This window comes from Actinoplanes utahensis, assembly GCF_016862455.1.
Taxonomy (GTDB): domain Bacteria; phylum Actinomycetota; class Actinomycetes; order Mycobacteriales; family Micromonosporaceae; genus Actinoplanes; species Actinoplanes utahensis.
The window spans coordinates 56,540-82,744 of record NZ_BOMZ01000063.1; the positions used below are offsets into that span (position 1 = coordinate 56,540).

Annotated in this window: 20 protein-coding genes; 12 read left to right on the plus strand and 8 right to left on the minus strand. The window is 70.8% G+C overall.

What is annotated here, in order from left to right:
- Positions 1-69 precede the first annotated feature (69 nt).
- On the plus strand, positions 70-1,872 hold the full coding sequence (locus Aut01nite_RS22800) for a SpoIIE family protein phosphatase (RefSeq protein WP_052164287.1): 1,803 nt from the start codon (positions 70-72) through the stop codon (positions 1,870-1,872).
- 102 nt (positions 1,873-1,974) lie between these two features.
- Positions 1,975-6,456 (plus strand): HAMP domain-containing hybrid sensor histidine kinase/response regulator, encoded by a 4,482-nt coding sequence (locus tag Aut01nite_RS22805; protein WP_239124610.1) that lies wholly within the window; start codon positions 1,975-1,977, stop codon positions 6,454-6,456.
- Positions 6,457-6,489: 33 nt separating this feature from the next.
- Here Aut01nite_RS22805 and Aut01nite_RS22810 read toward each other — a convergent pair whose 3' ends face one another.
- Positions 6,490-7,152, minus strand: a complete 663-nt coding sequence (locus Aut01nite_RS22810) for a PRC and DUF2382 domain-containing protein (RefSeq protein ID WP_307837526.1) — start codon at positions 7,150-7,152, stop codon at positions 6,490-6,492.
- Between the two features lie 133 nt (positions 7,153-7,285).
- Between Aut01nite_RS22810 and Aut01nite_RS22815 the strand changes: the two genes are divergently transcribed.
- Positions 7,286-8,134 carry a DUF2382 domain-containing protein gene (locus Aut01nite_RS22815; protein ID WP_043533947.1) on the plus strand — a complete coding sequence of 283 codons (849 nt, stop codon included), beginning with the start codon at positions 7,286-7,288 and terminating at the stop codon, positions 8,132-8,134.
- A 42-nt stretch (positions 8,135-8,176) separates the two neighbouring features.
- On the opposite strand, the gene Aut01nite_RS22820 is transcribed toward Aut01nite_RS22815, so the two are convergent.
- From Aut01nite_RS22820 to Aut01nite_RS22840, 5 genes are all read right to left on the minus strand, one after another.
- Positions 8,177-8,506 carry a DUF6401 family natural product biosynthesis protein gene (locus tag Aut01nite_RS22820; protein WP_043533946.1) on the minus strand — a complete coding sequence of 110 codons (330 nt, stop codon included), beginning with the start codon at positions 8,504-8,506 and terminating at the stop codon, positions 8,177-8,179.
- A 208-nt stretch (positions 8,507-8,714) separates the two neighbouring features.
- Complete coding sequence (locus tag Aut01nite_RS22825) at positions 8,715-9,278, minus strand: hemerythrin domain-containing protein (RefSeq protein ID WP_043533945.1); 564 nt, start codon at positions 9,276-9,278, stop codon at positions 8,715-8,717.
- Positions 9,279-9,402: 124 nt separating this feature from the next.
- On the minus strand, positions 9,403-9,948 hold the full coding sequence (locus Aut01nite_RS22830; RefSeq protein WP_152629179.1) for a hypothetical protein: 546 nt from the start codon (positions 9,946-9,948) through the stop codon (positions 9,403-9,405).
- A 129-nt stretch (positions 9,949-10,077) separates the two neighbouring features.
- Positions 10,078-11,760, minus strand: a complete 1,683-nt coding sequence (locus Aut01nite_RS22835; protein WP_043533944.1) for a DEAD/DEAH box helicase — start codon at positions 11,758-11,760, stop codon at positions 10,078-10,080.
- 50 nt (positions 11,761-11,810) lie between these two features.
- Positions 11,811-12,296 carry a GNAT family N-acetyltransferase gene (locus Aut01nite_RS22840; RefSeq protein ID WP_043533943.1) on the minus strand — a complete coding sequence of 162 codons (486 nt, stop codon included), beginning with the start codon at positions 12,294-12,296 and terminating at the stop codon, positions 11,811-11,813.
- 90 nt (positions 12,297-12,386) lie between these two features.
- Between Aut01nite_RS22840 and Aut01nite_RS22845 the strand changes: the two genes are divergently transcribed.
- Entirely contained in the window at positions 12,387-13,508 is a 1,122-nt protein-coding gene (locus Aut01nite_RS22845) for a hypothetical protein (protein WP_043533942.1), read from the plus strand.
- A gap of 1 nt (position 13,509) precedes the next feature.
- Here Aut01nite_RS22845 and Aut01nite_RS22850 read toward each other — a convergent pair whose 3' ends face one another.
- Positions 13,510-14,703, minus strand: coding sequence for a right-handed parallel beta-helix repeat-containing protein (locus Aut01nite_RS22850; protein WP_043533941.1), 1,194 nt, complete (start codon positions 14,701-14,703; stop codon positions 13,510-13,512).
- A 291-nt stretch (positions 14,704-14,994) separates the two neighbouring features.
- Here Aut01nite_RS22850 and Aut01nite_RS22855 point away from each other — a divergent pair, with 291 nt between their 5' ends.
- From Aut01nite_RS22855 to Aut01nite_RS22880, 5 genes are all read left to right on the plus strand, one after another.
- Entirely contained in the window at positions 14,995-16,566 is a 1,572-nt protein-coding gene (locus tag Aut01nite_RS22855) for a pectate lyase family protein (protein WP_043533940.1), read from the plus strand.
- Between the two features lies 1 nt (position 16,567).
- The gene (locus Aut01nite_RS43660; protein ID WP_239124611.1) at positions 16,568-19,054 is read left to right on the plus strand and encodes a pectate lyase family protein; all 2,487 of its coding nucleotides are present in this window, start codon (positions 16,568-16,570) and stop codon (positions 19,052-19,054) included.
- Between the two features lie 65 nt (positions 19,055-19,119).
- On the plus strand, positions 19,120-20,121 hold the full coding sequence (locus Aut01nite_RS22870) for a pectate lyase family protein (RefSeq protein WP_043533939.1): 1,002 nt from the start codon (positions 19,120-19,122) through the stop codon (positions 20,119-20,121).
- Between the two features lie 6 nt (positions 20,122-20,127).
- Positions 20,128-21,096, plus strand: a complete 969-nt coding sequence (locus Aut01nite_RS22875; protein WP_043533938.1) for a pectate lyase family protein — start codon at positions 20,128-20,130, stop codon at positions 21,094-21,096.
- Complete coding sequence (locus Aut01nite_RS22880) at positions 21,093-22,040, plus strand: pectate lyase family protein (protein WP_043533937.1); 948 nt, start codon at positions 21,093-21,095, stop codon at positions 22,038-22,040. The genes Aut01nite_RS22875 and Aut01nite_RS22880 overlap by 4 nt, the downstream gene beginning before the upstream one ends.
- A gap of 46 nt (positions 22,041-22,086) precedes the next feature.
- Here Aut01nite_RS22880 and Aut01nite_RS22885 read toward each other — a convergent pair whose 3' ends face one another.
- Positions 22,087-22,722 carry a VanZ family protein gene (locus tag Aut01nite_RS22885; RefSeq protein ID WP_043533936.1) on the minus strand — a complete coding sequence of 212 codons (636 nt, stop codon included), beginning with the start codon at positions 22,720-22,722 and terminating at the stop codon, positions 22,087-22,089.
- Positions 22,723-23,101: 379 nt separating this feature from the next.
- Between Aut01nite_RS22885 and Aut01nite_RS22890 the strand changes: the two genes are divergently transcribed.
- The 3 genes from Aut01nite_RS22890 (at position 23,102) to Aut01nite_RS22900 (ending at position 26,198) form a co-directional block, all read left to right on the plus strand.
- The gene (locus tag Aut01nite_RS22890; RefSeq protein WP_043533935.1) at positions 23,102-23,548 is read left to right on the plus strand and encodes a hypothetical protein; all 447 of its coding nucleotides are present in this window, start codon (positions 23,102-23,104) and stop codon (positions 23,546-23,548) included.
- A gap of 156 nt (positions 23,549-23,704) precedes the next feature.
- On the plus strand, positions 23,705-25,156 hold the full coding sequence (locus Aut01nite_RS22895) for a VMAP-C domain-containing protein (RefSeq protein ID WP_043533934.1): 1,452 nt from the start codon (positions 23,705-23,707) through the stop codon (positions 25,154-25,156).
- 7 nt (positions 25,157-25,163) lie between these two features.
- Positions 25,164-26,198, plus strand: a complete 1,035-nt coding sequence (locus Aut01nite_RS22900; protein WP_043533973.1) for an AAA family ATPase — start codon at positions 25,164-25,166, stop codon at positions 26,196-26,198.
- The last annotated feature ends 7 nt before the right edge of the window (positions 26,199-26,205 follow it).

Genomic DNA, 26,205 nt, shown 5'->3' on the forward strand with positions numbered 1-26,205 from the left:
GACGGATGCTTGCTGACATCGGGGGGCCGGGTATGACAGGGTGCCCTACGGCTATCGGGGAAGGCGGAGATGACACACGGTGAGGTGGACGGGCAGCGGCTCGTCGCGCTGCTGCGCACCGGCCTCGACGCCGTCGCCGATCCGACGTTCGATCGGTTCGCCGCCCTGGTGCGCAGCGTCCTGGACGTGCCGGTGGCCCTGGTCTCGCTGGTCGACACCGACCGGCAGTTCTTCCCCGGCGCGGCGGGGCTGGGCCAGCCGTGGGCGGCCAGCCGGGAGACCCCGCTGAGCCATTCGTTCTGCCGGCACGTCGTGGACAGCGGGCGGCCGCTGATCGTCACCGACGCCCGTGTCGATCCGCGGGTTCGGGACAATCCCGCGATCGACGACCTGGGCGTGATCGGTTATGCCGGGATGCCGCTGCACGACGCCGAGGGTCGGGTCCTCGGCTCGCTGTGCGCGATCGACCACGAGCCGCGCAAGTGGACCGAGCGGGAGACGGCGCTGCTGGCCGACCTGGCGGCCGCCTGCTCCGACACCCTCCGGGCCCGGATCGCCTCGTACAGTTCGGAGCGGCGGCGGCAGGCGGCCTCGGACGGCGAGGACCAGGCGCAGACGATCGCCGAGCGCGCCCGGCTGCTGCTGCGCGCCAGTGTCGCGCTGGGCGGCGCCGCCACCTCCGAGCAGGTCGTCGAGACGGTCCGCAGCCTGGTCATCGGCACCATCGACCCGGCGTACGTCGGATTGTCCTGGCTGCAGACCGGCGGGAACATCCGGCTGGTGTCGGGCCGGCTGCTGCCGCCGCACCTGGCCACCCGGTGGGAGCGGTACGGCCCGCAGGTGCGCACCCCGTCCGGCCTGGCGGCGGCCGGCGGCCGCCCGGTGGTGCTGCCCGATCTGGACGCGGTGGCCGAGCAGACGCCGGACGCGCTCGGCACGTTCGCCGAGATGCGCTGGCAGTCGGCCGTCAGTGTGCCGCTGCCCGGCGCGGGCGGGCCGATCGGGGCGCTGACGTTCTGCTGGCGGGAGCCGTACTCGCCGAGCGAGGCGGAGCAGGCCGTGCTGACCGCGCTGGCCGGTTACGTGGCGCAGGCGCTGCTGCGGGCCAGCGCCTTCGACGACCGTCGCAACGCCGCCGAGATGATGCAGAAGGCGCTGCTCAGCCCGCTGCCGCAGCCCGGTCATGTGCGGCTGGCCGCCCGCTATCTGCCGGCCAGCCGCAGCGACCTGGTCGGCGGCGACTGGTACGACGCGGTCTGCCTCGACGGCGACCGGATGGCGGTGATCATCGGTGACGTGGCGGGACACGGTGTGACGGTGGCCGCGACCATGGGCCACTACCGCAGCATGCTGCGCACCCTGCTGGTCGACCGCTACGACTACCCGTCCGCGCTGCTGGAGCGGTTCGAGCGAGCGGTCCGGGTGCTCGGCCTCGACGGCATCGCCACCGTGCTGGTCGCCTACCTCACCGCGGAGCCCGGCGGTGGGCACACCCTGACCTGGTCCAGCGCCGGTCACGTGCCGCCCACCGTGGTCCTGCCGGACGGCACGGTCACCCAGCTGCCGACCGGCGGGCCGCTGCTCGGCGGGCTGCGCGGGGTGACCCGGCGCACCCACACACGCCGGCTGCCGCCGGGCAGCCGGCTGGTGCTGTTCACCGACGGGCTGATCGAGACCCGGACCTGCCCGCTGGACGACGGCATCGACTGCCTGCACCGGATCCTGCGCGAGAACCCGGGCGCCGGCCTGGACGAGCTCGCCGACCTGATGATGGAGATCATCCCGGCGCCGCAACGGGAGGACGACGCGTCCCTGCTGCTGATCGACACAGAACCGAGCCGACGACATTACCCTGCCGACGGATCGCCCTGACCGGATGTTCGGGTGATTCACACCTCACCGCTAACCTGTTGCAGTTGTGCAAGCATCTGGATGCTTTTCGGCACGGGTCGCGACAGATGAGGGTGGCTGGGAATGATGCAGAGCGGCGCCGCGGTGGCCGATGGTGACCTGCGGCAACTGCTGGCAGGACTGACCGCCGTTCGGGACGGCGACTTCCGGACCCGGTTGCCGGAGGACGGCGACGGCCTGCTGGGCGAGATCGCGGGCGTCTTCAACGGCATGGTCGACCAGCTGTCGCTGTTCACCTCCGAGGTGACCCGGGTCGCCCGGGAGGTGGGCACCGAGGGCCAGCTGGGCGGTCAGGCCGAGGTGCCGAACGTGTCCGGCACCTGGAAGGACCTCACCGACTCGGTCAACGCGATGGCCGGCAACCTCACCGACCAGGTGCGTGACATCGCGCAGGTGGCCACCGCGGTGGCCACGGGCGACCTGTCGCAGAAGATCACCGTCGACGTGCGCGGCGAGATCCTGGAGCTGAAGAACACCATCAACACGATGGTGGACCAGCTGTCCAGCTTCGCCGACGAGGTGACCCGGGTGGCCCGGGAGGTGGGCAGCGAGGGCCGGCTCGGCGGTCAGGCCGAGGTGCCCGGCGTCGCCGGCACCTGGCGCGACCTCACCGACTCGGTGAACTTCATGGCCGGCAACCTGACCAACCAGGTCCGCAACATCGCCCAGGTGACCACGGCGGTGGCCCGCGGCGACCTGTCGCAGAAGATCACCGTCGACGCGCGCGGCGAGATCCTGGAACTCAAGTCGACCATCAACACGATGGTGGACCAGCTGTCGTCGTTCGCCGACGAGGTGACCCGGGTGGCGCGGGAGGTCGGCACGGACGGCCGGCTCGGCGGCCAGGCGCAGGTCAGCGGGGTCGCCGGCACCTGGCGCGACCTGACCGACTCGGTGAACTCGATGGCCGGCAACCTGACCGGCCAGGTCCGCAGCATCGCGCAGGTGGCGACCGCGGTGGCCCGCGGCGACCTGTCGCAGAAGATCACCGTGGCGGCCCGTGGTGAGATCCTGGAGCTGAAGAACACCATCAACACGATGGTGGACCAGCTCTCCAGCTTCGCCGACGAGGTGACCCGGGTGGCCCGCGAGGTGGGCACCGAGGGCCGGCTCGGCGGCCAGGCCGACGTGAAGGGCGTCTCCGGCACCTGGAAGGACCTCACCGAGTCGGTGAACGTCATGGGTGACAACCTCACCGCCCAGGTCCGCAGCATCGCCGAGGTCACCACGGCGGTGGCCCGCGGCGACCTGTCGCAGAAGATCCGGGTCGACGCGCGCGGCGAGATCCTGGAGCTCAAGGAGACCATCAACACGATGGTCGACCAGCTGTCCGCGTTCGCCGACGAGGTGACCCGGGTGGCCCGCGAGGTGGGCACCGAGGGCCGGCTCGGCGGTCAGGCCCGGGTGTCGAACGTGGCCGGCACCTGGAAGGACCTGACCGACAACGTCAACGTGATGGCGTCCAACCTGACCAGTCAGGTGCGCTCGATCGCCCTGGTGGCGACCGCGGTGGCGCAGGGCGACCTGAGCAAGAAGATCACCGTCGAGGCCAAGGGCGAGGTCGCGGTCCTGGCCCAGACGATCAACACGATGGTGGACACGCTCGGCGCGTTCGCCGACGAGGTGACCCGGGTGGCCCGCGAGGTGGGCACCGAGGGTCAGCTGGGCGGTCAGGCCCGGGTGCCGAACGTGGCCGGCACCTGGAAGGACCTCACCGACAACGTCAACTCGATGGCCAACAACCTGACCGGCCAGGTCCGCAACATCGCCCAGGTGACCACCGCGGTCGCGCAGGGCGACCTGACCAAGAAGATCGACGTCGACGCCCGCGGCGAGATCCTGGAGCTGAAGACGACCATCAACACGATGGTCGACCAGCTCAGCAGCTTCGCCGCCGAGGTCACCCGGGTGGCACGCGAGGTCGGCAGCGAGGGGCGGCTGGGTGGACAGGCCGAGGTCGAAGGCGTCTCCGGTACGTGGAAACGGCTCACCGAGAACGTCAACGAGCTCGCCGGCAACCTGACCCGGCAGGTGCGCGCCATCGCCGAGGTGACGAGCGCCGTCGCCACCGGCGACCTGACCCGCTCGATCACCGTCGACGCGTCCGGTGAGGTGGCCGAGCTCAAGGACAACATCAACTTCATGGTGGAGTCGCTGCGCGAGACCACCCGGGCCAACCAGGAACAGGACTGGCTCAAGACCAACCTGGCCCGCATCTCGTCGCTCATGCAGGGACACCGCGACCTGGAGGCGGTCGCCTCGCTGGTGATGAACGAGCTGGCCCCGCTGGTCGACGCGCAACTCGGTACGTTCCTGCTGGTCGACGAGACGGCCACCGAGCCGGGGCTGCGGGAGGTCGGCGGTTACGGCCACAAGGGCGCCGGGCGACGGTACGCCCTCGGCGAGTCCCTGGTCGGGCAGGCCGCCGTGGCGAAACGCCGGATCGTCGTCGACGACGTGCCGGCCGACTATTTCCGGGTCTCGTCCAGCCTCGGCTCCGCCGTGCCGATGCAGCTCGTCGTTCTCCCGATCGTCGTCGAGGACCAGGTGCTCGGCGTGATCGAGCTGGCCGGGATGAGCCCGTTCACCGGTATCCACCAGGACTTCCTGGACCAGCTGATGGAGACCATCGGCGTCAACGTGAACACGATGGTCGCCAACGCCCGCACCGACGTGCTGCTCACCGAGTCCCAGCGGCTGGCCGCCGAGTTGCAGGCCCGCTCCGAGGAGTTGCAGGCCCGGTCCGAGGAGCTGCAACGCTCCAACGCCGAGCTGGAGGACAAGGCGTCGCTGCTGGCCCGGCAGAACCGCGACATCGAGACCAAGAACTCCGAGATCGAGCAGGCGCGCCAGGAGCTGGAGGCCCGGGCCCAGCAGTTGGCGCTGGCCTCGAAGTACAAGTCGGAGTTCCTCGCCAACATGAGCCACGAGCTGCGTACGCCGCTCAACTCGCTGTTGATCCTGGCGCAGCTGCTGGCCCAGAACCCGACCCGCAACCTGAGCCCGAAGCAGGTCGAGTACGCCAACGTGATCCACTCGGCCGGCACCGACCTGCTGCAGCTGATCAACGACATCCTGGACCTGTCCAAGGTCGAGGCCGGCAAGATGGACATCGCGCCGGAAGCGTTCGAGCTGCGCAACCTGCTCGACTACGTGGAGGCGACGTTCCGCCCGCTGACCACCTCCCGCGGTCTGACCTTCGAGGTGTCCACCGCGCCGGACGTGCCGACCGGGCTGTTCACCGACGAGCAGCGGCTGCGCCAGGTGCTGCGCAACCTGCTGTCCAACGCGGTCAAGTTCACCGAGTCCGGCTCGGTGCGGCTGAACATCGAACGGGCCCGCCCGGACGAGCTGACCGAGGCTCTCGCCGGGCAGGAGACGGTCGTCGCGTTCCGGGTCGTCGACACCGGCATCGGGATCGCCGAGCAGCAGCTCAGCGCCATCTTCGATGCGTTCCAGCAGGCCGACGGCACCACCAGCAGGCGGTACGGCGGCACCGGTCTCGGCCTGTCGATCAGCCGGGAGATCGCGTACCTGCTGGGTGGTGAGATCCAGGCGCAGAGCGTGCTCGGCAAGGGCAGCACGTTCACCCTGTACATGCCGATCGAGACGTCCCCGGTGCACGTCGACGGGCCGGCCGAGCCGCACCCGGTCGCCCAGTCGGCGCTGCCGCAGCTCACCGTCGAGCAGATCATCGACCGGCCGGCCACCCGGCGGCTGCTGGTGGTGGAGAGCACCGCGGACGGGCTGCTCACGCTGATCGCCAGGGGCGCCGCGAGCGCGGTCGCCGAGACCCACGGGACGGTGCAGGTGGCGACGGCGGTGGACCCGTACGCCGCGATCGCCGACCTGATGTCGCAACCGTTCCACGCGGTGGTGCTGGACCTGTCGATGCCGTCGGACACCGGTTCGATCTTCCTCAAGGCGCTGCACGACCAGACCGGGCTGCGGCATCTGCCGGTGCTCGCGTACCGCACCCGGCCGCTGGCGGCGAACCAGGACACCCTGTTGCAGGCGCTGGCCCAGACCCGGCCCCTGGAGGTGCTGTCCAGCCTGGACGAGCTGCGTGAACGGGTCACCCTGCACCTGTCCACCGACGCCGGGATGCCGGTGATGCCGCCGGCCTTCGAGACCGGGGCCCTCACCGGCCTGGCCGAGCTGCCCGGCAAGCTCACCGGCCGCAAGGTCCTGGTGGTCGACGACGACGCCCGCAACGTCTTCGCCCTCACCAACATCCTGGAGCTGCACGGCATGGAGGTCGTCTACGCCGAGAACGGCCGCAAGGGCATCGACGTGCTCGCCCAGCACGACGACGTCGACCTGATCCTGATGGACGTGATGATGCCGGAGATGGACGGGTACGAGGCGACGGCCGCGATCCGGTCGATGCCGAAGTACGCGGACCTGCCGATCATCGCGGTCACCGCCAAGGCCATGCACGGTGACCGGGAAAAGAGCATCGCCTCCGGCGCCAGCGACTACGTCACCAAGCCGGTCGACGCCGAGGACCTGCTGCACTGCATCGAGCGCTGGCTGGAGAGCTGACCCCGGGCCGCGTGCCGGCCGACCGCGATCACGTCACCGTTCGTCGAGTTCGATTCGTTCCTGGCGGACGGTGCCGGTCACGGTCTGCTCGTCGCGGACGGTCTCCTTGGTGAGGCGTACGCGCTCGACCGGCACCGTCTCGGTGGTGACCACGGGCCGTTCGGCGTGCAGGACGACCGGGCCGGCCGCCGGCTCCTCGGGCGCGTCGACCGGCACCTCCTCCAGGCGTACCTCCTCGCGGGTCACCGGGACGGTCACCTGCTGCTCCTCGGTGACCAGGTACTTGCGCAGCCGCACCCGGCGGGCCGGCTCCCTGGTGGTGGAGGCGACGAGCCGTTCCTCGGATCGGGTCATCGCGTCGTCCGGCGCCGTCCCGTAGTGGTCGTGCAACCGTTCGGCCTGCTGGTGTTCCAGCGGCCCGCCGGTGTCCAGCAGCGGCGCCCGGCGAACCTGATCCGCGTCGGCGGCGACGGTGAGCCGGCCGGCGTCGAGACGGGCGCCGAGCAGTGGGACGAACGATTCCTGAAAGCTCAGTGTGCCGGTGCTGACGGTCACCCACAGTGGATCACCGGTCTCGGCGTCCAGGTAGATCTGGCGGACCGTGCCCAGCTCGTGACCTGCTCGGTCGTACACCGCAATCCCTTGAAGTCTGTCGATATCGCGCTGTGTGAACACCGAAGGGTGGTACCCGCGCACGCCGGAAATCCACCTGGATCACGTCCAGGAGTGAATGAGAGCCCGTTCACGGTGACTCATCGGAAATGTGCGCATGCCCCGGAGGTTGCCGGGTAGCAAGGGGCGTACCGAACGACGAGAGGAGAACCCCCCGATGATCACCGTGGAGCAGGTTCAGACCCTGTACGGGCTCGACGTCTACGACCGTGACGGCGACAAGATCGGCCACGTGGGCCAGGTGTGGGACGACGGCACGAGCGGCCGTCCCACCTGGGCGAGCGTCAAGACCGGGCTGTTCGGACTCAACGAGTCTCTGGTGCCACTGCAGGACGCCGACGTGCGCGACGACCGCCTGATCGTGCCGTTCCAGAAGGGCACCGTGAAGGACGCGCCCAACGTGGACGCCGACCACGACGAGCCACTGAGCAGCGAGGACGTCGAGCGGCTGTACGAGTACTACGGCATCGACTGGCGGGAGCACTACCGGGCGTACCAGGCCGGCGCGACCGCCGCCGGCGACGGGTACCGCGGCTCCCGCACGGACTACGACGAGTCGCGCACGGACTACTCCGAGTCCCGCGCTGACTACTCCGGGGCTCGCGGCGGCCACGGCGACTCCGACGCCATGACCCGTTCCGAGGAGCGTCTCAACGCCGGCACCGAGCGCGAGGAGGTCGGCCGGGCCCGCCTGCGCAAGTACGTGGTGACCGAGCAGCAGCAGGTCCAGGTGCCGGTGGAGCGCGAGGAGGTACGCCTGGAGCGGGAGCCGATCACCGGCCACAACCGGCAGGCCGCCTACTCCGGCCCGGACCTCACCGAGTCCGAGCACGAGGTCACCCTGCACGCCGACCGCCCCGTCGTGAACACCGAGACCGTTCCGGTCGAGCGGGTCCGCCTCGGCAAGGAGACGATCACCGACGAGGAGACCGTCAGCAGCGAGGTCCGCAAGGAGCGCATCGAGGCCGACCTGCCGGGCGAGCGCGGTCGTCGCACCGTCGACTGACCGGTCCCGGATCCCGGGTGGGGGTTCCCGCGGAGGGTGCCCTCACCCGGCCGTCTCGGCCAGCACACAGACGGCCAGCAGGTGCAGTGACGGCCAGGACGCCCGGCTCCAGTCGACGGCCGCCTCGTCGGCGGACCACCCGCGGGCGGTGACCGTGTCGGCGACGCCGTCCGCGTACGCCGCGAGATTGTCCGCGCGAAGCTCACCGAGAGCGTCCCGGATCTGCGCGACGTGCTGATCGACCGCGGCCGCGAGGCCGGGGAGCAGCCGCATCGCCTCGAACCCGGGGACGCCGAGCCGCTGTGACCACTGCGCGAGAGCGAACCGCGCGGAATCGGTCACGGTCCGGCTGTGGTGCTGATCCAACTCCATGACCAGCGACCGTACGGAACGAGCCGATCTTTCGGCAACCGGCGGAACCGGCATATTCGTCGGGCCACGCGGACGAACCCGGTCCGGTGATGATAATCGGACGGACATGTCGGACTCGGCGGATCGCCGTCCCGCCTTCACCGAACCGGTCGGCGGCGTGTGGCCACCGACCGGTTCGGTGTCGTCGCGGACTCCCGCGCGCGCGGTCCTACTTGGTGGCCCGGTTGGTCAGGTGGTCCCGGAGCCGGTCCACCAGGCCCACCCCCGGCCCGACCAGCTTGTGGAACAACTCGCTGTTCGGGGCGGCCGGATGCGGCCGGGTCGGCGCCAGCTTCTTCGCCGTCTCCACCTTGCCGGCCAGCGTCACCAGCTCCTCGGCCGGGATGTGCCGCCGCAGCTCGGGGAAGTGCTCGGTCTCCTCGTCCTGGATGTGATCGGCCAGGATGGTCTCCAGCTTGCGCAGCGCGGCGTCGAACTCGGCGCTCGAGACGTCGGCGGCCTCGAGCTGCTTCATCGTCACCTCCAGCTCCTTGTGCTCCTCCACGTCGTGCTCGACCGCCTTGTCGCCGCCGGGCATGTGCTTGCGCATCGCCGGATAGACGTACATCTCCTCGGCGACGGCGTGCCGGACCAGCTCGCTGATCGCGGTGTCGGTCAGGTCCCGCCGGATCATCGGGTCCGCGACCACCTTGATCTCGCCGATCAGGGCCGTCACATCCCGGTGGTCATCGGTCAGAATGTCGATCACGTCGGTACGGGGACTGTCGGACACGGGTTCCTCCTCCAGGTCGTGGGGATACCCGGGCGCATTACCCGCCGGCAGCCGCTTCAGTCGTCGAACCGTGGAGTCGTGCCGCGGTGCCTGCCGGCTGTCCGAGAACGCCCACGCCCTGGGCCTAAGGCTCGAACAGCGCCGGCTGCCCGCCCTTTCCGCCGGCCGCCGGGTCCCCGCCGTCGGGCCCGCTCGCGGCGGCGAACCGATCGGCCGGCGTGTCGTAATAGCCCGGCGCGGCCACCAGCACCGACTCGAAGTACCGGCCGTCCTCGTCGTCCGGGTCGTCGGGCACCCCCGACCGCCAGAAGGCGAGCAGCAGATCCGGCGCGGTGAGGCCGCCGTCCTCCGTAGCCTCGACCCGGGTGATCCTGCGCAGCGCGTCCGTCAGCTCGTCGGCGGTCAGGTCGAACACCGGGATCTCCCGGAACAGAACCGTCACCCCGGTCCGCGGCCGCCAGATCTCCACGGCTCCGACCCGTCCGCTCCCGTCCGGCCCGACCGAGATCGACAGCCCCGTGTCGTAGTGGGTGAGCGTCCCGTGCACCGGGGCCCCCGGCGCGGGCGGACGGTAGCCGTCGAGGTTCCGGAGAACCTCCTGCGCCGCACGCATCGGCATACCGAGACCGACCGGCCCGGCGGCCCGCGGCGGATCCAGATGAAATCGCATCGACCCTCTCTACCAAATACGGCCGGATACGGCGCCGTCCGCACCCGGGAGGCCTGCCGTTGCCGCGGGGGGTCACGGGACGAAGGTGGCGCCGGTCCCGGGACCGGCGCCACGTCGCGGCGACGTGGATCAGCGGCCGGAACGCTCCCGGCGGACGGCAGCGCGGCGACCGCGGATCATCGCCTGCTGCATCGCGTTGATGACCATGTCGGCAGCCGGTTCCGGCACCTCCACCAGCGAGAACCGGTCGGTGATCTGGATCGCGCCGATCTCCCGGACGTTCAGGCCGGACTCGCCGGCGATCGCGCCGACCAGATCCTGCGGGCGGACTCCGGCCCGCCTGCCGATGCCGAAGAACAGCCTGGTCGCGCCCGCGTTCGACGGACGTCCCCGGCCGCCCTGGCGCGGGTCCCGGTCACGGTCGCGGCCCTGCGCCCGGCGCGACTCGGACGGTGGCGCCGGTGCCGGGATCTCGTCCTCGTCGACGTCGCCACCGGCCGCCTCGTGCAGCAGCTTGATCGCGGCCAGGGCGATGTCCTCGACGTCGAACTCGCCGGTCAGCGAGTCCAGCACGACCCGGAACTTCTCCAGGTCGTCGTTCTCGATGCTGGCCTGCAACGACGTACGGGTCAGCTCCAGCCGCCGGGCCCGCAGGTCGGTGACGGTCGGCAGTTTCTCCAGGGTGATCCGCTGCCCGGTGAGCCGTTCGATGGCCTTGAGCATCCGCTGCTCACGGGGCTCGGCGAGGGTGATCGCGGAGCCTTCCCGCCCGGCCCGGCCGACCCGGCCGATGCGGTGCACGTACGACTCGGGTGCCGCCGGCACGTTGAAGTTGATGACGTGGGTGAGCTGTTCGACGTCGAGCCCGCGGGCGGCGACGTCGGTGGCGACGAGCAGTTCGGTGGTGCCGGCGCGCAGCCGGTTCATCACCCGGTCGCGCTGGTCCTGGCTCATGCCGCCGTGCAGGGCCTCCGCCCGGTACCCGCGGCCGTTCAGCGTCTCGGTGACCTGGTCGACCTCCTCCCGGGTGCGGCAGAAGACGATCGCCGAGGTCGGCGCCTCGACGTCCAGGATCCGGCCGAGCGCGGCGGCCCGGTGCGGGCGGGCGACCAGGTAGGCGCTCTGCCGGACCAGCGGCATCTCGCCCGGCTCGACACCCTTGCGGCCCATCGTGATCCGGACCGGCTCGCGCAGGTGCCGGCGGGCGATGCTGTCGATGCGGGGCGGCATGGTGGCGGAGAACAGCACCGTCTGCCGGGTGTCCGGGGTCTCGGCGAGGATCGCCTCGATGTCCTCGGCGAAGCCCATGTCGAGCATCTCGTCGGCCTCGTCGAGCACGACGGTGCGGATGTCGCCGAGTTTCAGGGTGCCGCGCTCGATGTGGTCGAGGACCCGGCCGGGGGTGCCGACGACGACGTCCACGCCGCGGGACAGCGCCTGCAGCTGCCGGCCGATGGGCTGGCCGCCGTACACCGGCAGGACCCGGACGCCGAGGTCACGGCCGTACCGGTGGACGGCCTGGGACACCTGCTCGGCCAGTTCGCGGGTGGGTACGAGCACCAGCGCGACGGGGCCGGCGTCGCGCCGGGCCGGGGTGAGGGTCTGGAGCAGCGGCAGCGCGAACGCGGCGGTCTTGCCGGTGCCGGTCGCGGCCTGGCCGACCAGGTCGTTGCCGGCGACCAGCGGCGGGATGGCCTCCTGCTGGATCGGGGTGGGCTCTTCGTAGCCGAGGGTCGTCAACGCACGGAGCAGCTCCGCCCGCAACCCCAGTCCGGCGAAACCTGTCTCGGACTCGAGCGGATCATGTTGCATGGTTGTCAACTTTAGGAGATCCGCCCGAGCCGGGTTTCAGGGGGCGGGGGTCAGAGCTCCCGGTACATCAGGTGCAGGCCGACCCGGCCGAGGGCCGGATGCTCGAACGAGCGCGGCACGGTGCCGAGGATCTCCCAGCCGTGCCTCCGGTACAGCTCGACGGCGGTGGCGTTGGTCTCGACGACGGCGTTGAACTGGATCCCGGCGTAACCGGCGGCCCCGGCCCAGTCGATGACGTCCTTGCACAGGGCGGTCCCGACACCCGTGCGGCGAGCGTTCGCGGCGACCATGAAGCTGGCCGTGGCGATGTGCGATCCCGGGCCGGGGCGGTTCGGGCCCATCTTGGCGGTGCCGAGCACCCGGTCCCCGTCGACCGCGACGACCGTACGCCCGGGTGGCGTCTCCACCCACATCGGCCGCGCCTGCTCCTCGGTCATCGCCGGGTCGTAGGGGAACGTCTCGCCTGCCCGCACCACGTCCCGGATGATCTCCCAGACCTGCGGCCAGTCGCTACTGTCGATCTCTCGAATGCGCACGCCGCACAGTACATTCGCCGGTCGGGCCGCTCGTCACCGGCGGCCGCGAAGGGCACACGCTCGGTTGACGCGGCGGGCATACTGATCGCCGTGGATGCGGACCGGCACCTGGAGGAGATCCCGGGCGAGTCCGTCGCACCCCAGATGAGTTCCGTCGAGGAGGCGGCGATGGACCGGATGATCCGGACCGTCGAGGACCTGCTTGCGGGGTACGGCTACCAGCGCGCCGACCAGACCCTCACCCGCGAGGTCGCCCCCGGTCTCGAACATGTGATCGTCGTCGACCACTCGTTCGGGTGGAACCCCGGCGAGCACCAGGTCGGCATCACCGCCGCGGTCCGGCTGGACCTCTCCGACGTGCCGTCGTTCAACGTCCTCGACCACCGCGGCGACCTGAGCGACGGGGCGGCCCTGGCCACCGTGATCACCGACCGGGTGCTGCCGCTGCTCGACGGCCTGACCTCGGTGGACGCGATGCTCGAGTCCTGGCGCGCGCAACGGTCGATAGCCGAGGACCGCCGACAGCCGTACCCGCTGCCGGAACGCAAGATGCACGCCCGGGTGCTGGTCTCGCTGGGCCGGCTGGACGAGGCCCGCGAGCAGTACCAGATCGCGTTCGAGCAGAGCATGCCCCGCTACCGGGAGTACCTGCTGAAGACCGTCGACGGGCTGGGTGTGCCGCCGCTGGCCACGGCCGCCGACCGGAGCCTGACCGTCGGGGAGGCGGCGACCCTGGCGGCGTGGCCGGGCACGCGGACCGGGCGGCTGCGGGAGCTGACCGGGCTGGCTCTGGACGGTTCGCTCGCGTCGCTGGACGGGTTGTGGGCGTGGCTGCGGGGCGCGCCCGCCGTCGACGGGGAGCCGGCGCTCGGCAGGTCCTACTACGGGGCTCTCGTCCCGGAGATCGGTTCGGGGCGCATTCCGTTCGACCCGTCGTACCGGGTGACGGTGGAGCTGGTCACGGCGTACGTCGGGGAGGTCGTCATCGGGGTGGCCCCCGGCGCCGTGTGGTGCATCGACGGCGAGGGCAACCTGGGCCTGGCCCGCCACAGCGCCACCGGCCTGCTGTGGCGGGTCCTGGCCATCACGCACGAGGCGTTCGACGCGCCCGAGGAGGAGTTCGATCCGCGCCGGTTGCGCCGCCTCGCCGACGACATGGTCCGCTGGGTGAACGACCCCGCCGACCGGGTGTGGAACATCCGCGCGGTGTAGGTCAGATCCGGGCGCCGACCGCGGCGCCGTTCGCCGGGACCAGGAAGTTCGACGAGCGGATCGCGCCGTCGGCGGCCCGGCCGCCGGTGATGACCGAGGCGTCGGTGCTCGACAGGGTCCAGGTGCCGCCGATGTTCCAGGAGTTGCCGGCGGCGGTGGATCTGCCGAGCGCGACCGCGGTGGCGTTGCCGGCGGCGAGGTTCGCGGTCAGCCGGGTGGTGGAGCCGCCGTCGACGTCGAAACCGGTCTTCGCGTTCTTCCAGGCGGTGCTGCGGTCGATGGTGATCGCCCCGGTGTTGCCGTTGTCGGTGAAGCCGTGCGCCGCGTTGCTCCAGGAGAACGTGTCGCCGACCGCGTGCGCGGCGGCCGGGCCGGTGCCGCCGCTGCCGCCGAGCTTGAACCCGTTGCCGTCACCGGAGAAGTTCGGGATGCTCCAGCGGTTGTAGCCGTTGCCGTACGCCAGGCTGTTCCGGATCGTGATCGGCGAGGTGAAGAGCCAGGCGTCGAAGCCGTCGTCGACGTTGTTCCACAGCCGGGCGCCGCGGACCACGTTGCCCGTGCCGGAGCCCTCCTTGATGCCGAGCCCGTCGGCGCTCTCGCCGTTCTTGCGCGGATCCCGGTTGCCGTAGCTGTCCAGGTCGAGGATCAGGTTGTTCGCCGAGGCGCCCTGCAGCTGGAAGCCGGTCTCGTAGTTGTCCCGGGTGACCAGTCGCTCGAACGTGTTGTTGTCGCAGCCCGCGCAGTAGACGCCATAGGGCCCGTGCACGATCTCCAGCCCGGCCAGCCGCCAGTACGACGCCTCCATGTGGATCGCGCCGCGCTCTCCGCGGGGGATGGTCGACCCGACGGCTCCCGGTGTGTACCCGAGGGCCTCCCCGTCGATGATCACCTTCTCGGCGCCGTACGCGGTGAGCGTGATCGGGGCGCCCGCCGTGCCGCTCTTGGTGATCTGGATGTTGGTGGTGAGGGCGTAGGTGCCGCCGCGGACCGCGATCGTGCCGCCCGCCGAGGTCAGGCCGATCGCTTTCTGAATGGTCGCGAGCGGGGCGGCAAGGGTGCCGGCGTTGTTGTCGTTGCCGTTCACCGCCACGTACAGCGTGGTGGTGGCCGCGGAGGCCGAGGGGATTCCGGTGATGATTCCGGCGGTTACCGCGGTGGCGCCGATCACCGTGGCCAGCACTTTTCGGGATTTCATGGAGATCTCCTTTAGCGGAAAGCGCCGACGAGGGGGAATGCGCTTTCCCGGCGGGAACCTACCGGAGGGTTCGAGGCGGGTCAATCCGTCAAGCTTCGCAGTGGGTGCTAATGCAACAAACCTGCAAACAAGAAGCATTGACGTGCTCCGATACCCGATTTTATGGTCGGCCCAAGGTTTCGCGGATGTTACGCAGGCCAATTCCTACCGGTGTTTCACGCCGCCGCTGTCCCGGCACGGTGGCGATTCCGCGTACCCGTCCCGTTTCCCGACGGCTTGACGAGGATCTTGATGAGAAGAGTCCGATGGCTCGGCACCGGCGTCGCAGCGGCGGCGTCGGTGCTACTGCTCAGTGCGGTGTTCAGCGGCCCCGCACGTGCCGAGTCCCTGTTCACCGACACGTTCGACGACGGCAACGCCGACGGCTGGACCCGTAACGGCGGCGCCTGGTCGATCGTCACCGACGGCACCCCCGCCTACCAGCAGTCCAGCACCAGCACGAACGCCCGGGCCCTGGCCGGCAGCGGCTCGTGGACCGACTACACCGTGCAGGCCCGGGTCAAGCCGGTCACCTTCGGCAACGCCACCCGCAGCGCCGGGGTCGCCGCCCGAGCCCAATCCAGCAGCCAGTACTACACCCTCGTCCTGACCGGGGGCGGCGCCGCCCAACTGCAGAGAGTCTCCGGCGGTACGGCCACCGCGCTCGCCACCACCGCGGTCGGCGGCGGCGCCGGCACCTGGCGGACCCTCGCGCTCTCCGTGCGGGGCAGCACCCTGACCGGATTCGTCGACGGCGCCCAGGTCCTCCAGGCGACGGACAGCGCCTTCGCCAGCGGGCGGATCGGGCTCGTCACGGCGTACACCAACGCGATCTTCGATGCCGTCGCGGTCGACACCGCGGCGCCCGGACCCGGACCGTCACCGTCGTCGCCGACCCCGACCACCCCGCCGCCGCCCGGCGGATGCGCGGTCACCGGCGCCGCCACCGGGTTCGCGGCCGGCACCACCGGCGGCGCGGGCGGCCCCACCGTCCAGGTGGACACCGCCGCCGAGCTGCTGCAGTCGATCGCCACGCCCGGCCCGCTGACCGTCTGCGTGGTCGGCACCATCACCCTGCCCGCCGGCATGTACGACGTCACCAGCGACAAGTCCATCGTCGGTGTCGGCGCCACCGCCGGGATCACCGGTGGCGGCTTCAACATCGGCCTGCCGGCGTCGAACGTGACGACACCGCCGGCGAACGCCGTGCGCAACGTGATCATCCAGAACCTGACGTTCACCAACGCCGGCGACGACTCGATCAACGTGCAGATGTTCTCGCACCACGTGTGGATCGACCACAACGACCTGTCCCGGGGCTACGACGGGCTGATCGACATCAAGCGCGGCTCGTCGCTGATCACGGTGTCGTGGAACCGCACCCACCACCACACCAAGAACATGCTGCTCGGCCACGACGACGACAACGGCGCGCAGGACACCGGGCGGCTCAAGGTGACCTACCACCACAACTGGTTCGACGCGACGCCGCAGCGCAACCCGCGGGTCCGGTTCGGCGAGCCGGTGCACGTCTACAACAACTACTACTTCTACAACACCGACACCGGCGTGGCCTGCCAGAACAACGCCGGCTGCATGGTCGAGGGCAACTACTTCGAGAACGTCGAGGAGCCGGTCACCAACACGTACGCCGGACCGTCCGGCCGCTGTGTGGCCCGCAACAACGTCTTCGTGGGCGAGTCCGGGGCGCCCGACTGCTCCGGGACCGTGCAGGAGCCGTCCACCTACTACAGCTACACCCTCGACGACCCCAACCAGGTGAAGTCGATCGTCACCGCCGGCGCAGGCGTGGGGAGGCTCTGAGATGAAGGCACGGAAAGGACTCTTCGCGGCTCTGGGCGCCGGGGTGGCCGCCGCCACGCTGGTGCTCGGGATGATGACCGGCGCCCACGCGGCCACGCTGCTCAGCGACGACTTCGAGGACGGCAACGCCACCGGCTGGACCACCAACGGGGGCAGCTGGTCGGTGGCCACCGACGGCTCCCGCGTCTACCGCCAGGGCAGCACCAGCAGTGACGCCCGGGCGCTGGCCGGCACCGCGACCTGGACCGACTACGCCGTCCAGGCCCGGGTCAAGCCGATCGCGTTCAACGGCGCCAACCGCTTCGCCGCGGTGCTGGCCCGGGTGCAGAGCAGCACCAGCTACTACTATCTGGCGCTGCGATCGAACAACACCGTGGAGCTCAAGCGTCTCGACGGCGGCTCCTCGGCCACTCTGGACACCGCGCCGGTCGCGGTGACCGCTGGCGCCTGGTACACCCTCAAGCTCGAGGTCGCCGGGTCGTCACTGCGCGGGTACGTCAACGGCGCCCTGCTCACCGAGGCGACCGACACCCGCTGGAGCAGCGGCCGGGTCGGGGTCGCCACCTTCTACACCAGCGCGAGCTTCGACGACGTCCAGGTGACCACCGGCGGTTCCCCGGACCCGTCCGGCTCGGTGAGCACCAGCCCGACCCTCGAGCCGCCGCCCGCGCCGAACGTCGCCGACGGCTGGGCCTCGGTCGACGCCTGGGGTCAGAACGGCACCTCCGGCGGCACCGGCGGCCCGACCGTCACGGTCAGCACCGCGGCCGCCTTCACCGAGGCGATCGCCCGGCCCGGCCCGCTGATCGTCCAGGTGCAGGGCACCATCGCCCTGCCCGGCCCGATGCACGACGTCAGCTCCGACAAGACCATCATCGGTCTCGGCTCCGGCGCCACCATCACCGGCGGCGGCCTGAACATCGGCCTGCCGATCGACAACGCGATCACCGCGCCGCCCGCCAACGCCGTCAACAACGTGATCATCCGCAACCTGCGGTTCAGCGGCTGGCCGGACGACGCGATCAACGTGCAGATGTTCAGCCACCACATCTGGATCGACCACAACACCTGGACCACCGGGTCGGACGGCGGCGTGGACATCAAGCGCGGCTCCTCGTACGTCACCGTCTCCTACAACCACGCCGACGGCACCGACAAGAACATGCTGCTCGGCCACGACGACAACAACGCCGCGCAGGACGTCGGCCGGCTCAAGGTGAGTTACCACCACAACTGGTTCGACGCCACGCGGCAGCGCAACCCCCGCGTCCGGTTCGGTGACCAGGTGCACGTCTACAACAACCACTACAACGACACCGGCGACTACGGCATCGCCTCCACCGAGGACGCCGGCGTGATCGTCGAGGGCAACTCGTTCGAGAACGTCGACGACCCGTACCACCTCGGGGAGGCGTCCTCCGGACCGGGCCGGATCGTGGCCCGCGACAACTGCTTCGTCAACTCCGGCGCCGGTGAGGCCGGTGGCAGCGTCACCGGAGTGCCGTACGCCTACACCCTGCTGCCGTGCGCCCAGGTCAAGGCGGCCGTCACCGCGCAGGCCGGCGCCGGCCGGATCGGCGTGCCGGACCCCGGCCCGACGACCCCCACCCCCGACCCCACCGACCCGAACCCGCAGCCCGCACCCGGACTCGTCGGCTGGGCCACCCAGAACGGCGGCACCACCGGCGGCACCGGTGGGCAGACCGTCACCGTCTCCGACGGGCAGGCCCTCGCCGACGCCCTGGAGTCCTCGTCACCGCTGATCATCCGGGTCCGCGGGACGCTCACCATGCCGGACAAGATGAACGACGTCCGGTCGAACAAGACGGTCCTCGGCGAGAGCGGCGCCGTGCTCGACAACGGCCTCAACATCAGCGGCGCCCGCAACGTCATCGTCCGCAACCTGACCTTCCGCGGCTGGGACGACGACGCGATCAACGTGCAGGGCTCGACAAACGTGTGGCTCGACCACAACACCTTCGACGGCGGGTACGACGGCGCGCTGGACATCAAGCGGGCGTCCGACTTCGTCACCGTCTCGTGGAACCGGGTGCAGAACCACACCAAGAGCATGCTGCTCGGCCACGACGACGGGCACACCGCCGACCGCGGCAAGCTGCGCGTCACCTACCACCACAACTGGTTCGACGGCAGCAAGGAGCGGCACCCGCGGGTCCGCTTCGGTGACCCGGTGCACGTGTTCAACAACTACTACTACGGAGCCGACTACGGCGTCGCGTCCACCATGGGCGCCGGCGTGCTGGTGGAGAGCAACTACTTCGAGAACGTCACCCGGCCCACCGCCGTCGGCTACGCCGAGAGCGGCCCCGGTGACCTGGTGCAGCGCGACAACGTCTTCGTCGGCTCCGGGACCCCGGAGAGCGCCGGCGACGTGGCCGCCATCCCGTACGAGTACACCCGGGACGCCGCCGCCGGCGTCAAGGCGAGCGTGACCGCCGGCGCCGGCGCCGGGCGCATCACGGTCTGACGGCTCGGGGGCGGGACGGCGCTGTCGCCGTCCCGCCCCGCACTCCGCGCAGTAAGGAACCCGACATGCATCGCAGGACCCTCCTCGCCGCAGCGGCGGGCGCCGTCGTCGCACCCGCCGTCGCGGGCCGCCCCGCGGTGGCCGCACCGTCCGGTCCGGACGGCTTCGCCACCGTCGCCGGGTACGGCCGCGCCACCACCACCGGCGGCGCCGGTGGGCCGGTCGTCACGGTCTCCACCGCCGCCGCCCTCCTCGACCACATCTCCCGTCCCGGCCCGTACGTCGTCCAGGTCTCCGGCACCATCACCCTGCCCCGGGGCGCCAACGACGGCATGCACCCGGTCACCTCCGACAAGACGATCATCGGCCTCGGCTCGACCGCCGCCCTGGTCGGCGGGGGCCTGAACATCGGACTGCCGGTCACCTCCGCGACGACCCCGCCGGCCGGCGCGGTCAACAACGTGATCATCCGCAACCTCCGGTTCTCCGGCGCCTCCGACGACCTGATCAACGTCCAGATGTTCAGCCACCACATCTGGATCGACCACAACGACTTCTCCGACGGCGACGACGGCGCGGTCGACATCAAACGCGGCTCCGACCTGGTCACCGTCTCCTGGAACAGGTTCCACGACCACGACAAGACGCTGCTGCTCGGCCACGACGACGACAACGGCGCCCAGGACGCCGGCCGGCTGCGCGTCACCTACCACCACAACTACTTCGACGGCTCCGACCAGCGGCACCCGCGCGTGCGGTTCGCCCCGGTCGTGCACGTCTACAACAACTACTTCCGCGACAACAGCTACGGCATCGCGTCCACCAACGACGCCGGCCTGTTCGTGGAGGGCAACTACTTCTACAGCGTCAACAACCCGGGCCGGGTCGACTTCAGCGGCCCGCTCGGGCGGATGGTGCAGCGCGACAACATCCTCGTCGACTGCAACCACGCCATCGAGGTACGCGGCACCGTCACCGACCCGCGGACCTTCTACGCCTACACCGCGGACCCCGCCAGTTCGGTGCCCACGATCGTGCCGGCCGGCGCCGGCGTCGGAAAGGTGTGACCTGCCATGAGACGGCTCATCCCCACCGTTCTCGGCCTCGCCCTGGTGGCGTCCCTCCCACTGCCCGCCACCGCGGCCGCGGCCGCCCCACCCGGCGCCCCGGACGGCTTCGCCTCGGTCGCCGGCCTCGGCCTCACCGGCACCACCGGTGGCGCGGCCGGCCCCACCGTCACCGTGACCACCGCCGCCGACCTGGCCCGGTACGCCGGAGCGAACACGCCGTACACCATCCTGGTCTCCGGCCGGATATCGACGGGCAGCATGATCACCGTGGTCGCCAACAAGAGCATCCTGGGTGTCGGCTCGACCGCGGAGATCACCGGCGGCGGCCTCCAGCTGGGCACCACCACCCGGCCCGGCAACAACGTCATCATCCGCAACATCCGGTTCACCGACGCCGACGACGACTCGATCAGCGTGACCAACGGCGCCCACCACGTGTGGATCGACCACAACGAGTTCGGTCCCGGGTACGACGGCTCGCTCGACATCAAGCGCAAGTCCACCTTCGTCACGGTGTCCTGGAACGTCTTCCGCGGCACCGACAAGACCATGCTGCTGGGGCACTCCGACAACTACCGCGACGACATCGGATATCTGCGGGTCAGTTACCACCACAACTGGTTCGACGGCTCCAACCAGCGGCATCCCCGGGTGCGGTTCGGCGAGCCGGTGCACGTCTACAACAACTACTACGACAACGTCGGGGCGTACGGCATCGCGTCCACCGAGAACGCCGGAGTGGTCGCCGAGGGCAACTACTTCGAGAACGTGGCGTACCCCTGCCACTCCACCGGCGGTTACGCCGAGAGCAACCCCGGCCGCCTCGTGCAGCGGGCCAACGTCTTCGTCAACTCCGGAGTGTGCGAGGCAGGTGGCACCGTGACCGAGCCGCGCACGTTCTACTCCTACACGCTGGACCCGGCCGCGAACGTCCCGGCACTGGTCACCGCGGGGGCGGGGGTGGGCAGGTGAGGATCCTCCTCGCGGCCGTGCTGGCCGCCGCATCGGTCCTGGTGGCGGCGGCGCCCGCGCAGGCGGCGCCGGCCGTCGACGGGTTCGCGTCGGTGGCTGCTCTCGGCCTGGCCACCACCACCGGCGGCGCCGCCGGCCCGACCGTCACCGTCGACACCACCGACGAGCTGCTCGACGCCATCGACACCGTCGGCCACCTGACCATCCAGGTGTCCGGGACCATCGACATCACCAGCAAACAGGGGGTCCGCCCCAACAAGACGATCGTCGGCGTCGGCGCGAACCCGACGATCCGCGGTGGCGGCCTCGACTTCTACAAGTCGTACAACGTGATCGTGCGCAATCTGACCTTCGTCGACGCCGAGGACGACGCGATCAACGTCGGTCAGCAGTCGCACCACATCTGGATCCACCACAACACGTTCGTCAGCCCGGTCGACGGGTCGATCGACATCGTGCGCGGCGCCGACTACGTGACCGTGGCGTGGAACCACTTCGCCGGAACCGACAAGAGCATGCTGATCGGCCACTCCGACGGCGCCGCGTCCAGCGACATCGGCCATCTCAAGGTCAGCATCCACCACAACTGGTTCGACGGGTCCCGGCAGCGGCATCCCCGGGTCCGGTTCGGTGAGCCGGTGCACGTCTACAACAACTACTTCGACGGCAACGAGCTGTACGGGGTCGCGTCCACCATGAACGCCGGCGTGGTCGTCGAGGGCAACAACTTCAGCGGGGTCCCGTACCCCTGCTTCTCCACCAGCGGCTACGCCGACAGCGGCCCCGGCCGCCTGATCCAGCGCGCCAACGTCTTCACCGGCTCCGGCCCGTGCGAAGCCGGCGGCACGGTGGCCGAGCCGCGCGCCTACTACTCGTACACCCTCGATCCGGCCGCCTCGGTGCCCTCGCTGGTCACCGCCGGCGCCGGCGCCGGACGCCTCTGACAGCGCGAACGGCGAGTGCCCCGGCCCTCGCCGTTCGCCGTTTCTCTCAGCCCGGTGTACGCCACCAGGGCCGTGACGCCAGCCCGGCAAGCACCGCGCCGGCCGCGTTGAGCAGCACGTCGTCCACTGACGACACCCGGTCCAGGCGCAGCACGTACTGGGCGGTCTCGACCAGCATCGAGCAGCCCGCCCCGAGCGCCAGGATCCTCGGCACGGACGCCAGCGCCGGGAACCGCATCGGTGCGAAGAACCCGAGCGCCGCGAGGATCAGCAGGTTCCCGCCGATCCCGATCGGCCCCATCGTGGCCAGATCCCGCAGCGGGACGAGGCTCACCCGGCCGGTGCTGAGCCCGGCGCCCGGACCCGGCATCATGGTCAGCCACACCAGCGGCACCGTCCCGTAGACCATGCCCACCTCGGCCACCGACCGCCGCCACGCCGAGACGCCGCCGGCACTCCGGTAGCTCGCCAGCGCCCACGCCAGCAGCGCGGCCACCGGCAGCCCGACCAGCGTCATCAGCACGACACCGTTCTCGGTGTCGTAGCAGCCGTGCCACTGTCCGGTCAGGCACCTCGGCGCCGACATCAGCAGTGGCTGCCGCACGGCGTACAGGACACTCGCCACGCCCAGCAGGATCAGGCTGACGACGGCGATGCGGAGCGGGGTCGCGGTTCGTTCCATGCCGCCATTGAAGTCACCGGTCCGTCATGGCGGCATAAGGATCGAGCTCGGCCCTTCGATCCGTGGCTCGGCCCGCCGGGTGCTCCGGCGCGGGTGCCGGCCGGTCAGGGCTAGGTGGCGTAGGACTCGCCCGGGTACGACAGCTGCTCGTCGCCGGCGAGCCGGCGCAGGTGTTCGAGGTCGCGGGCGGTGTCGGCAGTGGAGATGTGCGCGAGCAGCTCACTGTCGGCGGCGCCGAGGAGCCCGCAGGCGGACTACGCGCCCCGGACATCGACGTCGTCCATCGTCAGGTGATCCGACAGTCTGGCCCGCCGGGGGTTCCCGGCAGCACCCGGGCATGAAATCATCGGCGGGTCTCGATGTCTTGATCGGAGGTCAGGTGAAGGTTCTCCGAAAGCTCGTCGCCCGCGCTCTCGTGCTCACCACGGTGGTGGTGCCGTCGGTGGCCGTGTTCGGCTCCCCGGCGTTCGCCTTCTACCGAACGGTGGGATGCTCGCCCTACGGCGCCGAGAGCCAGAACATCAGGTTCTACGCGGACAACGGCGACATGGTCAGCGCGGTCAGCTGGTACTGGAGTTTCCCGGGCCAGGGCAATGCCAAGTTCATGTTCACCATCGATGACCCGGCACCCTACGACGGGGCCACGACGAAGCTGCGGGTGGACACGGGCTCATCCGTGATCGAGTACCACCAGGATGTCGACGATGCCGCCGGCTTCTACGCGATCGGCTACTCCGTCCGGAAGTTCCGAGTGGTCTGGAACGGTCACCCCACGTCGTGGCGCCTGCCGAACCAGTGCGACCTGAGCGAGATCGATCCGAACTAGGTCTCCCGCCCGGCCGGTCATGTCCCGGATGCCCCTTGGCGTTTTGACCGGATGGGTGGTCGCGGAATCCGGGGTGGCGCTGGAAGGATCCCTGGACATGACTGACCGTGCCCGCCCGCCCCGGGTTCCGGCGGCCCGGGACAGGCATTGACCGGCATGCCGTCCGACCCGGTCCGGCACGCCTGGGTGGCCGGGTCGCAGCTGCCCCTGGTGACGGCCATGGAAGGGATCGAAGCGCTTGCCGAGATGCCGACCAGGACCATGCTGCTGAGCCTCGTCGAGGAGGAGCTGCGCGCCGAGGAGCCGGCGCTGACCCTGGCGGTGGCCCGCAACCCGATATGCCGGCTGGACCTCGTCGCCCTGATCCGGCAATGCCTGCAGGTCCGTGGCGGCGTCCGCGCGATGCGCGAAGCGGCGCGGCTGCTGTTCGGTGAGTCCGGCCCGGCCCGCGCACTGCTCGACGAATGCGACCGGGCTCTCGCACTGGAGCCCGGCCTGCTCGGCGCCGCCGAGCGGACCGAGCTGCTGACCCTGCTCGACGGCATCTCGCTGACCGGCGGCGCGGACGTGCCGGCGCTGTTCGTCGAGGCCACCCGGCCGCTTCCGGCCCCGGCGACGGTGTCCACCATGATCGGAGCCGTGCGGCAGCTGGAGCGCCGGGGCACCGCGGTCCCACTGCTGCGGTTTCTGCAACTGCTGGCCAACCACAGCAATCAGCGACGCGGCGTTCAGGCGCTGCGCACCTGGATCGACCACCGCCTCACCCTCGTCCCGCGGCACCGGCGGGTGGAGGTCACCGCGCTGCGTGACGCCCCGGCTCCTCCCGCCGCCGGCGCGGACGTTCGTACGTGTCTGCTGGTGCGGCTGGAGCCGGTGGAGGACGGCACCTTCACGGTGATGGCGTGGCTGGGACAGACCGGCACACCGTTCGGCCCCAACTGCGGCCCGGAGGACGTCGTCACCCTCGAAGAGCTGCGGCAGTGGCTGGGGGAGTTCATCGGGCGCTACGCGCACGGCGCACTCGACCCGGGCCGCCGTCCGCTGATCGAGTTCGCGCTGCCGTCCCGCCACCTCAATCTCCCGGTCGACACCTGGACCCTGACCGGCGGGGACCGGCTCGGCGCGCTCTACCAGGTCACCGTCCGGCCGCTGGACCGCCCGGCCGCGGCCGGGCCGGAGCTGTCGGACCGCTGGAAGAGCCTCGTGGCCGGCGCGGGCGCGGAGCTGCCCGCCCAGGAATCGGTGCGCTGGCTGCCCTCGACCGAGATCGTCGAGACCGACGGCCCGGACAGCCCGGCCTGGGCCTGGATCGCCGTGACGTGCCCGTTGATGCACCGTGAGCCGGCCGCCGTCGACGCCGTGCTGGCCACCGGCACACCGGTCGCCGCCTGGCTGCGCGGGGACAAGGCGGAAGCGGCGTGCCGGGCGGTGCTGGAGGGCCTGTCACGGGGCCGGCTCGTCACCCAGTTCCCCGACTCGGTCCGCGCCTTCCGCCACGCCGGCTGGCAGGACGGCAGCGACCACCGCGACGTCGTGCTGCTCTGGGACGACCCGACCCGGCCACCACCGCCCAGCTATCCGGTCAGCGCCCCGCAACCGAGGAGTTAGCGTGCCGATGAACACGTGGAGGATCTACCAGGGCGACGGCCGGCCGCACGACGGCATCCACCGCCTGCCCCCACCGCCGAACTGGCGGAGTTTCGACGGCGGCCCGCCACTGCCCACACCGCCCGACCGCAGCATCGGAGCGCGGCGGCGGCTCGGCGTCAACGCCGCGAGCGCGGCCGCCCGCCAGGGTGTGATCGACATGGTCAACGCGGCGTTGTATCTGCGCCGGCCGCTGCTGGTGACCGGCAAACCCGGGGTGGGCAAATCGTCCCTGGCCTACCAGGTGGCGCACGAGCTGCGGTTGGGGCCGGTCCTGAACTGGCCGATCTCCAGCCGTTCGACGCTGCGTGACGGCCTGTACGAGTACGACCCGATCGGCCGGCTCCGCGACGAGAACATCCGCCAGTCGGCGGCGGGACGCAGGCGCCAGGCCGCCCCGGACGACGAGTCCGCCATCGGCGACTACCTGACCCTCGGCCCGCTCGGCACCGCTCTCCTGCCCTTCGAGAGACCCCGGGTCCTGCTCGTCGACGAGATCGACAAGAGTGACGTCGACCTGCCCAACGACCTGCTCAATGTCCTCGAGGACGGCGAATACCAGATCACCGAGCTGCGGAGGCTGGCCGGGCGGCAGCCCGAGGTCGAGGTGCAGACGTGCGACCAGGACGGCCGCACCACCGTACGGGACGGGCGGGTGCAGTGCCTGGCGTTCCCCTTCATCGTGCTCACCAGCAACGACGAGCGGGAGTTCCCGCCGGCTTTCCTGCGGCGCTGCCTCCGTGTCACCCTGGCCGAGCCGGACGCCGCCCAGCTGTCCGCGATGATCGCCGCCCACCTGGGCGACGACGCCGCCGCCCGGGCACGGGACCTGATCGAAGAGTTCGTGGCCCGGCGTACCGGCAGCGGCTCCTTCGCCACCGACCAGCTCCTCAGTGCCGTCTACCTGCGCTACTCCTCGGCCGACCCGGACCGCGACAGTGACATGCTGGCCGCCGTCAGTGAGCACGTGCTGCGGGATCTCAACGCGCCCGGACCGGCCTGAGCCGGCC

What these genes read in the sequence shown, in the direction of transcription:
- Aut01nite_RS22885 (WP_043533936.1), bottom strand. Translation starts at nt 22,722, where the DNA reads ATGGAACGAACCGCGACCCCGCTCCGCATCGCCGTCGTCAGCCTGATC.
- Aut01nite_RS22830 (WP_152629179.1), bottom strand. Translation starts at nt 9,948, where the DNA reads ATGCGATTTCATCTGGATCCGCCGCGGGCCGCCGGGCCGGTCGGTCTC.
- Aut01nite_RS22815 (WP_043533947.1), top strand. Translation starts at nt 7,286, where the DNA reads ATGATCACCGTGGAGCAGGTTCAGACCCTGTACGGGCTCGACGTCTAC.
- Aut01nite_RS22870 (WP_043533939.1), top strand. Translation starts at nt 19,120, where the DNA reads ATGCATCGCAGGACCCTCCTCGCCGCAGCGGCGGGCGCCGTCGTCGCA.
- Aut01nite_RS22850 (WP_043533941.1), bottom strand. Translation starts at nt 14,703, where the DNA reads ATGAAATCCCGAAAAGTGCTGGCCACGGTGATCGGCGCCACCGCGGTA.
- Aut01nite_RS43660 (WP_239124611.1), top strand. Translation starts at nt 16,568, where the DNA reads ATGAAGGCACGGAAAGGACTCTTCGCGGCTCTGGGCGCCGGGGTGGCC.
- Aut01nite_RS22820 (WP_043533946.1), bottom strand. Translation starts at nt 8,506, where the DNA reads ATGGAGTTGGATCAGCACCACAGCCGGACCGTGACCGATTCCGCGCGG.
- Aut01nite_RS22875 (WP_043533938.1), top strand. Translation starts at nt 20,128, where the DNA reads ATGAGACGGCTCATCCCCACCGTTCTCGGCCTCGCCCTGGTGGCGTCC.
- Aut01nite_RS22835 (WP_043533944.1), bottom strand. Translation starts at nt 11,760, where the DNA reads ATGCAACATGATCCGCTCGAGTCCGAGACAGGTTTCGCCGGACTGGGG.
- Aut01nite_RS22805 (WP_239124610.1), top strand. Translation starts at nt 1,975, where the DNA reads ATGATGCAGAGCGGCGCCGCGGTGGCCGATGGTGACCTGCGGCAACTG.
- Aut01nite_RS22895 (WP_043533934.1), top strand. Translation starts at nt 23,705, where the DNA reads ATGCCGTCCGACCCGGTCCGGCACGCCTGGGTGGCCGGGTCGCAGCTG.
- Aut01nite_RS22900 (WP_043533973.1), top strand. Translation starts at nt 25,164, where the DNA reads ATGAACACGTGGAGGATCTACCAGGGCGACGGCCGGCCGCACGACGGC.
- Aut01nite_RS22800 (WP_052164287.1), top strand. Translation starts at nt 70, where the DNA reads ATGACACACGGTGAGGTGGACGGGCAGCGGCTCGTCGCGCTGCTGCGC.
- Aut01nite_RS22855 (WP_043533940.1), top strand. Translation starts at nt 14,995, where the DNA reads ATGAGAAGAGTCCGATGGCTCGGCACCGGCGTCGCAGCGGCGGCGTCG.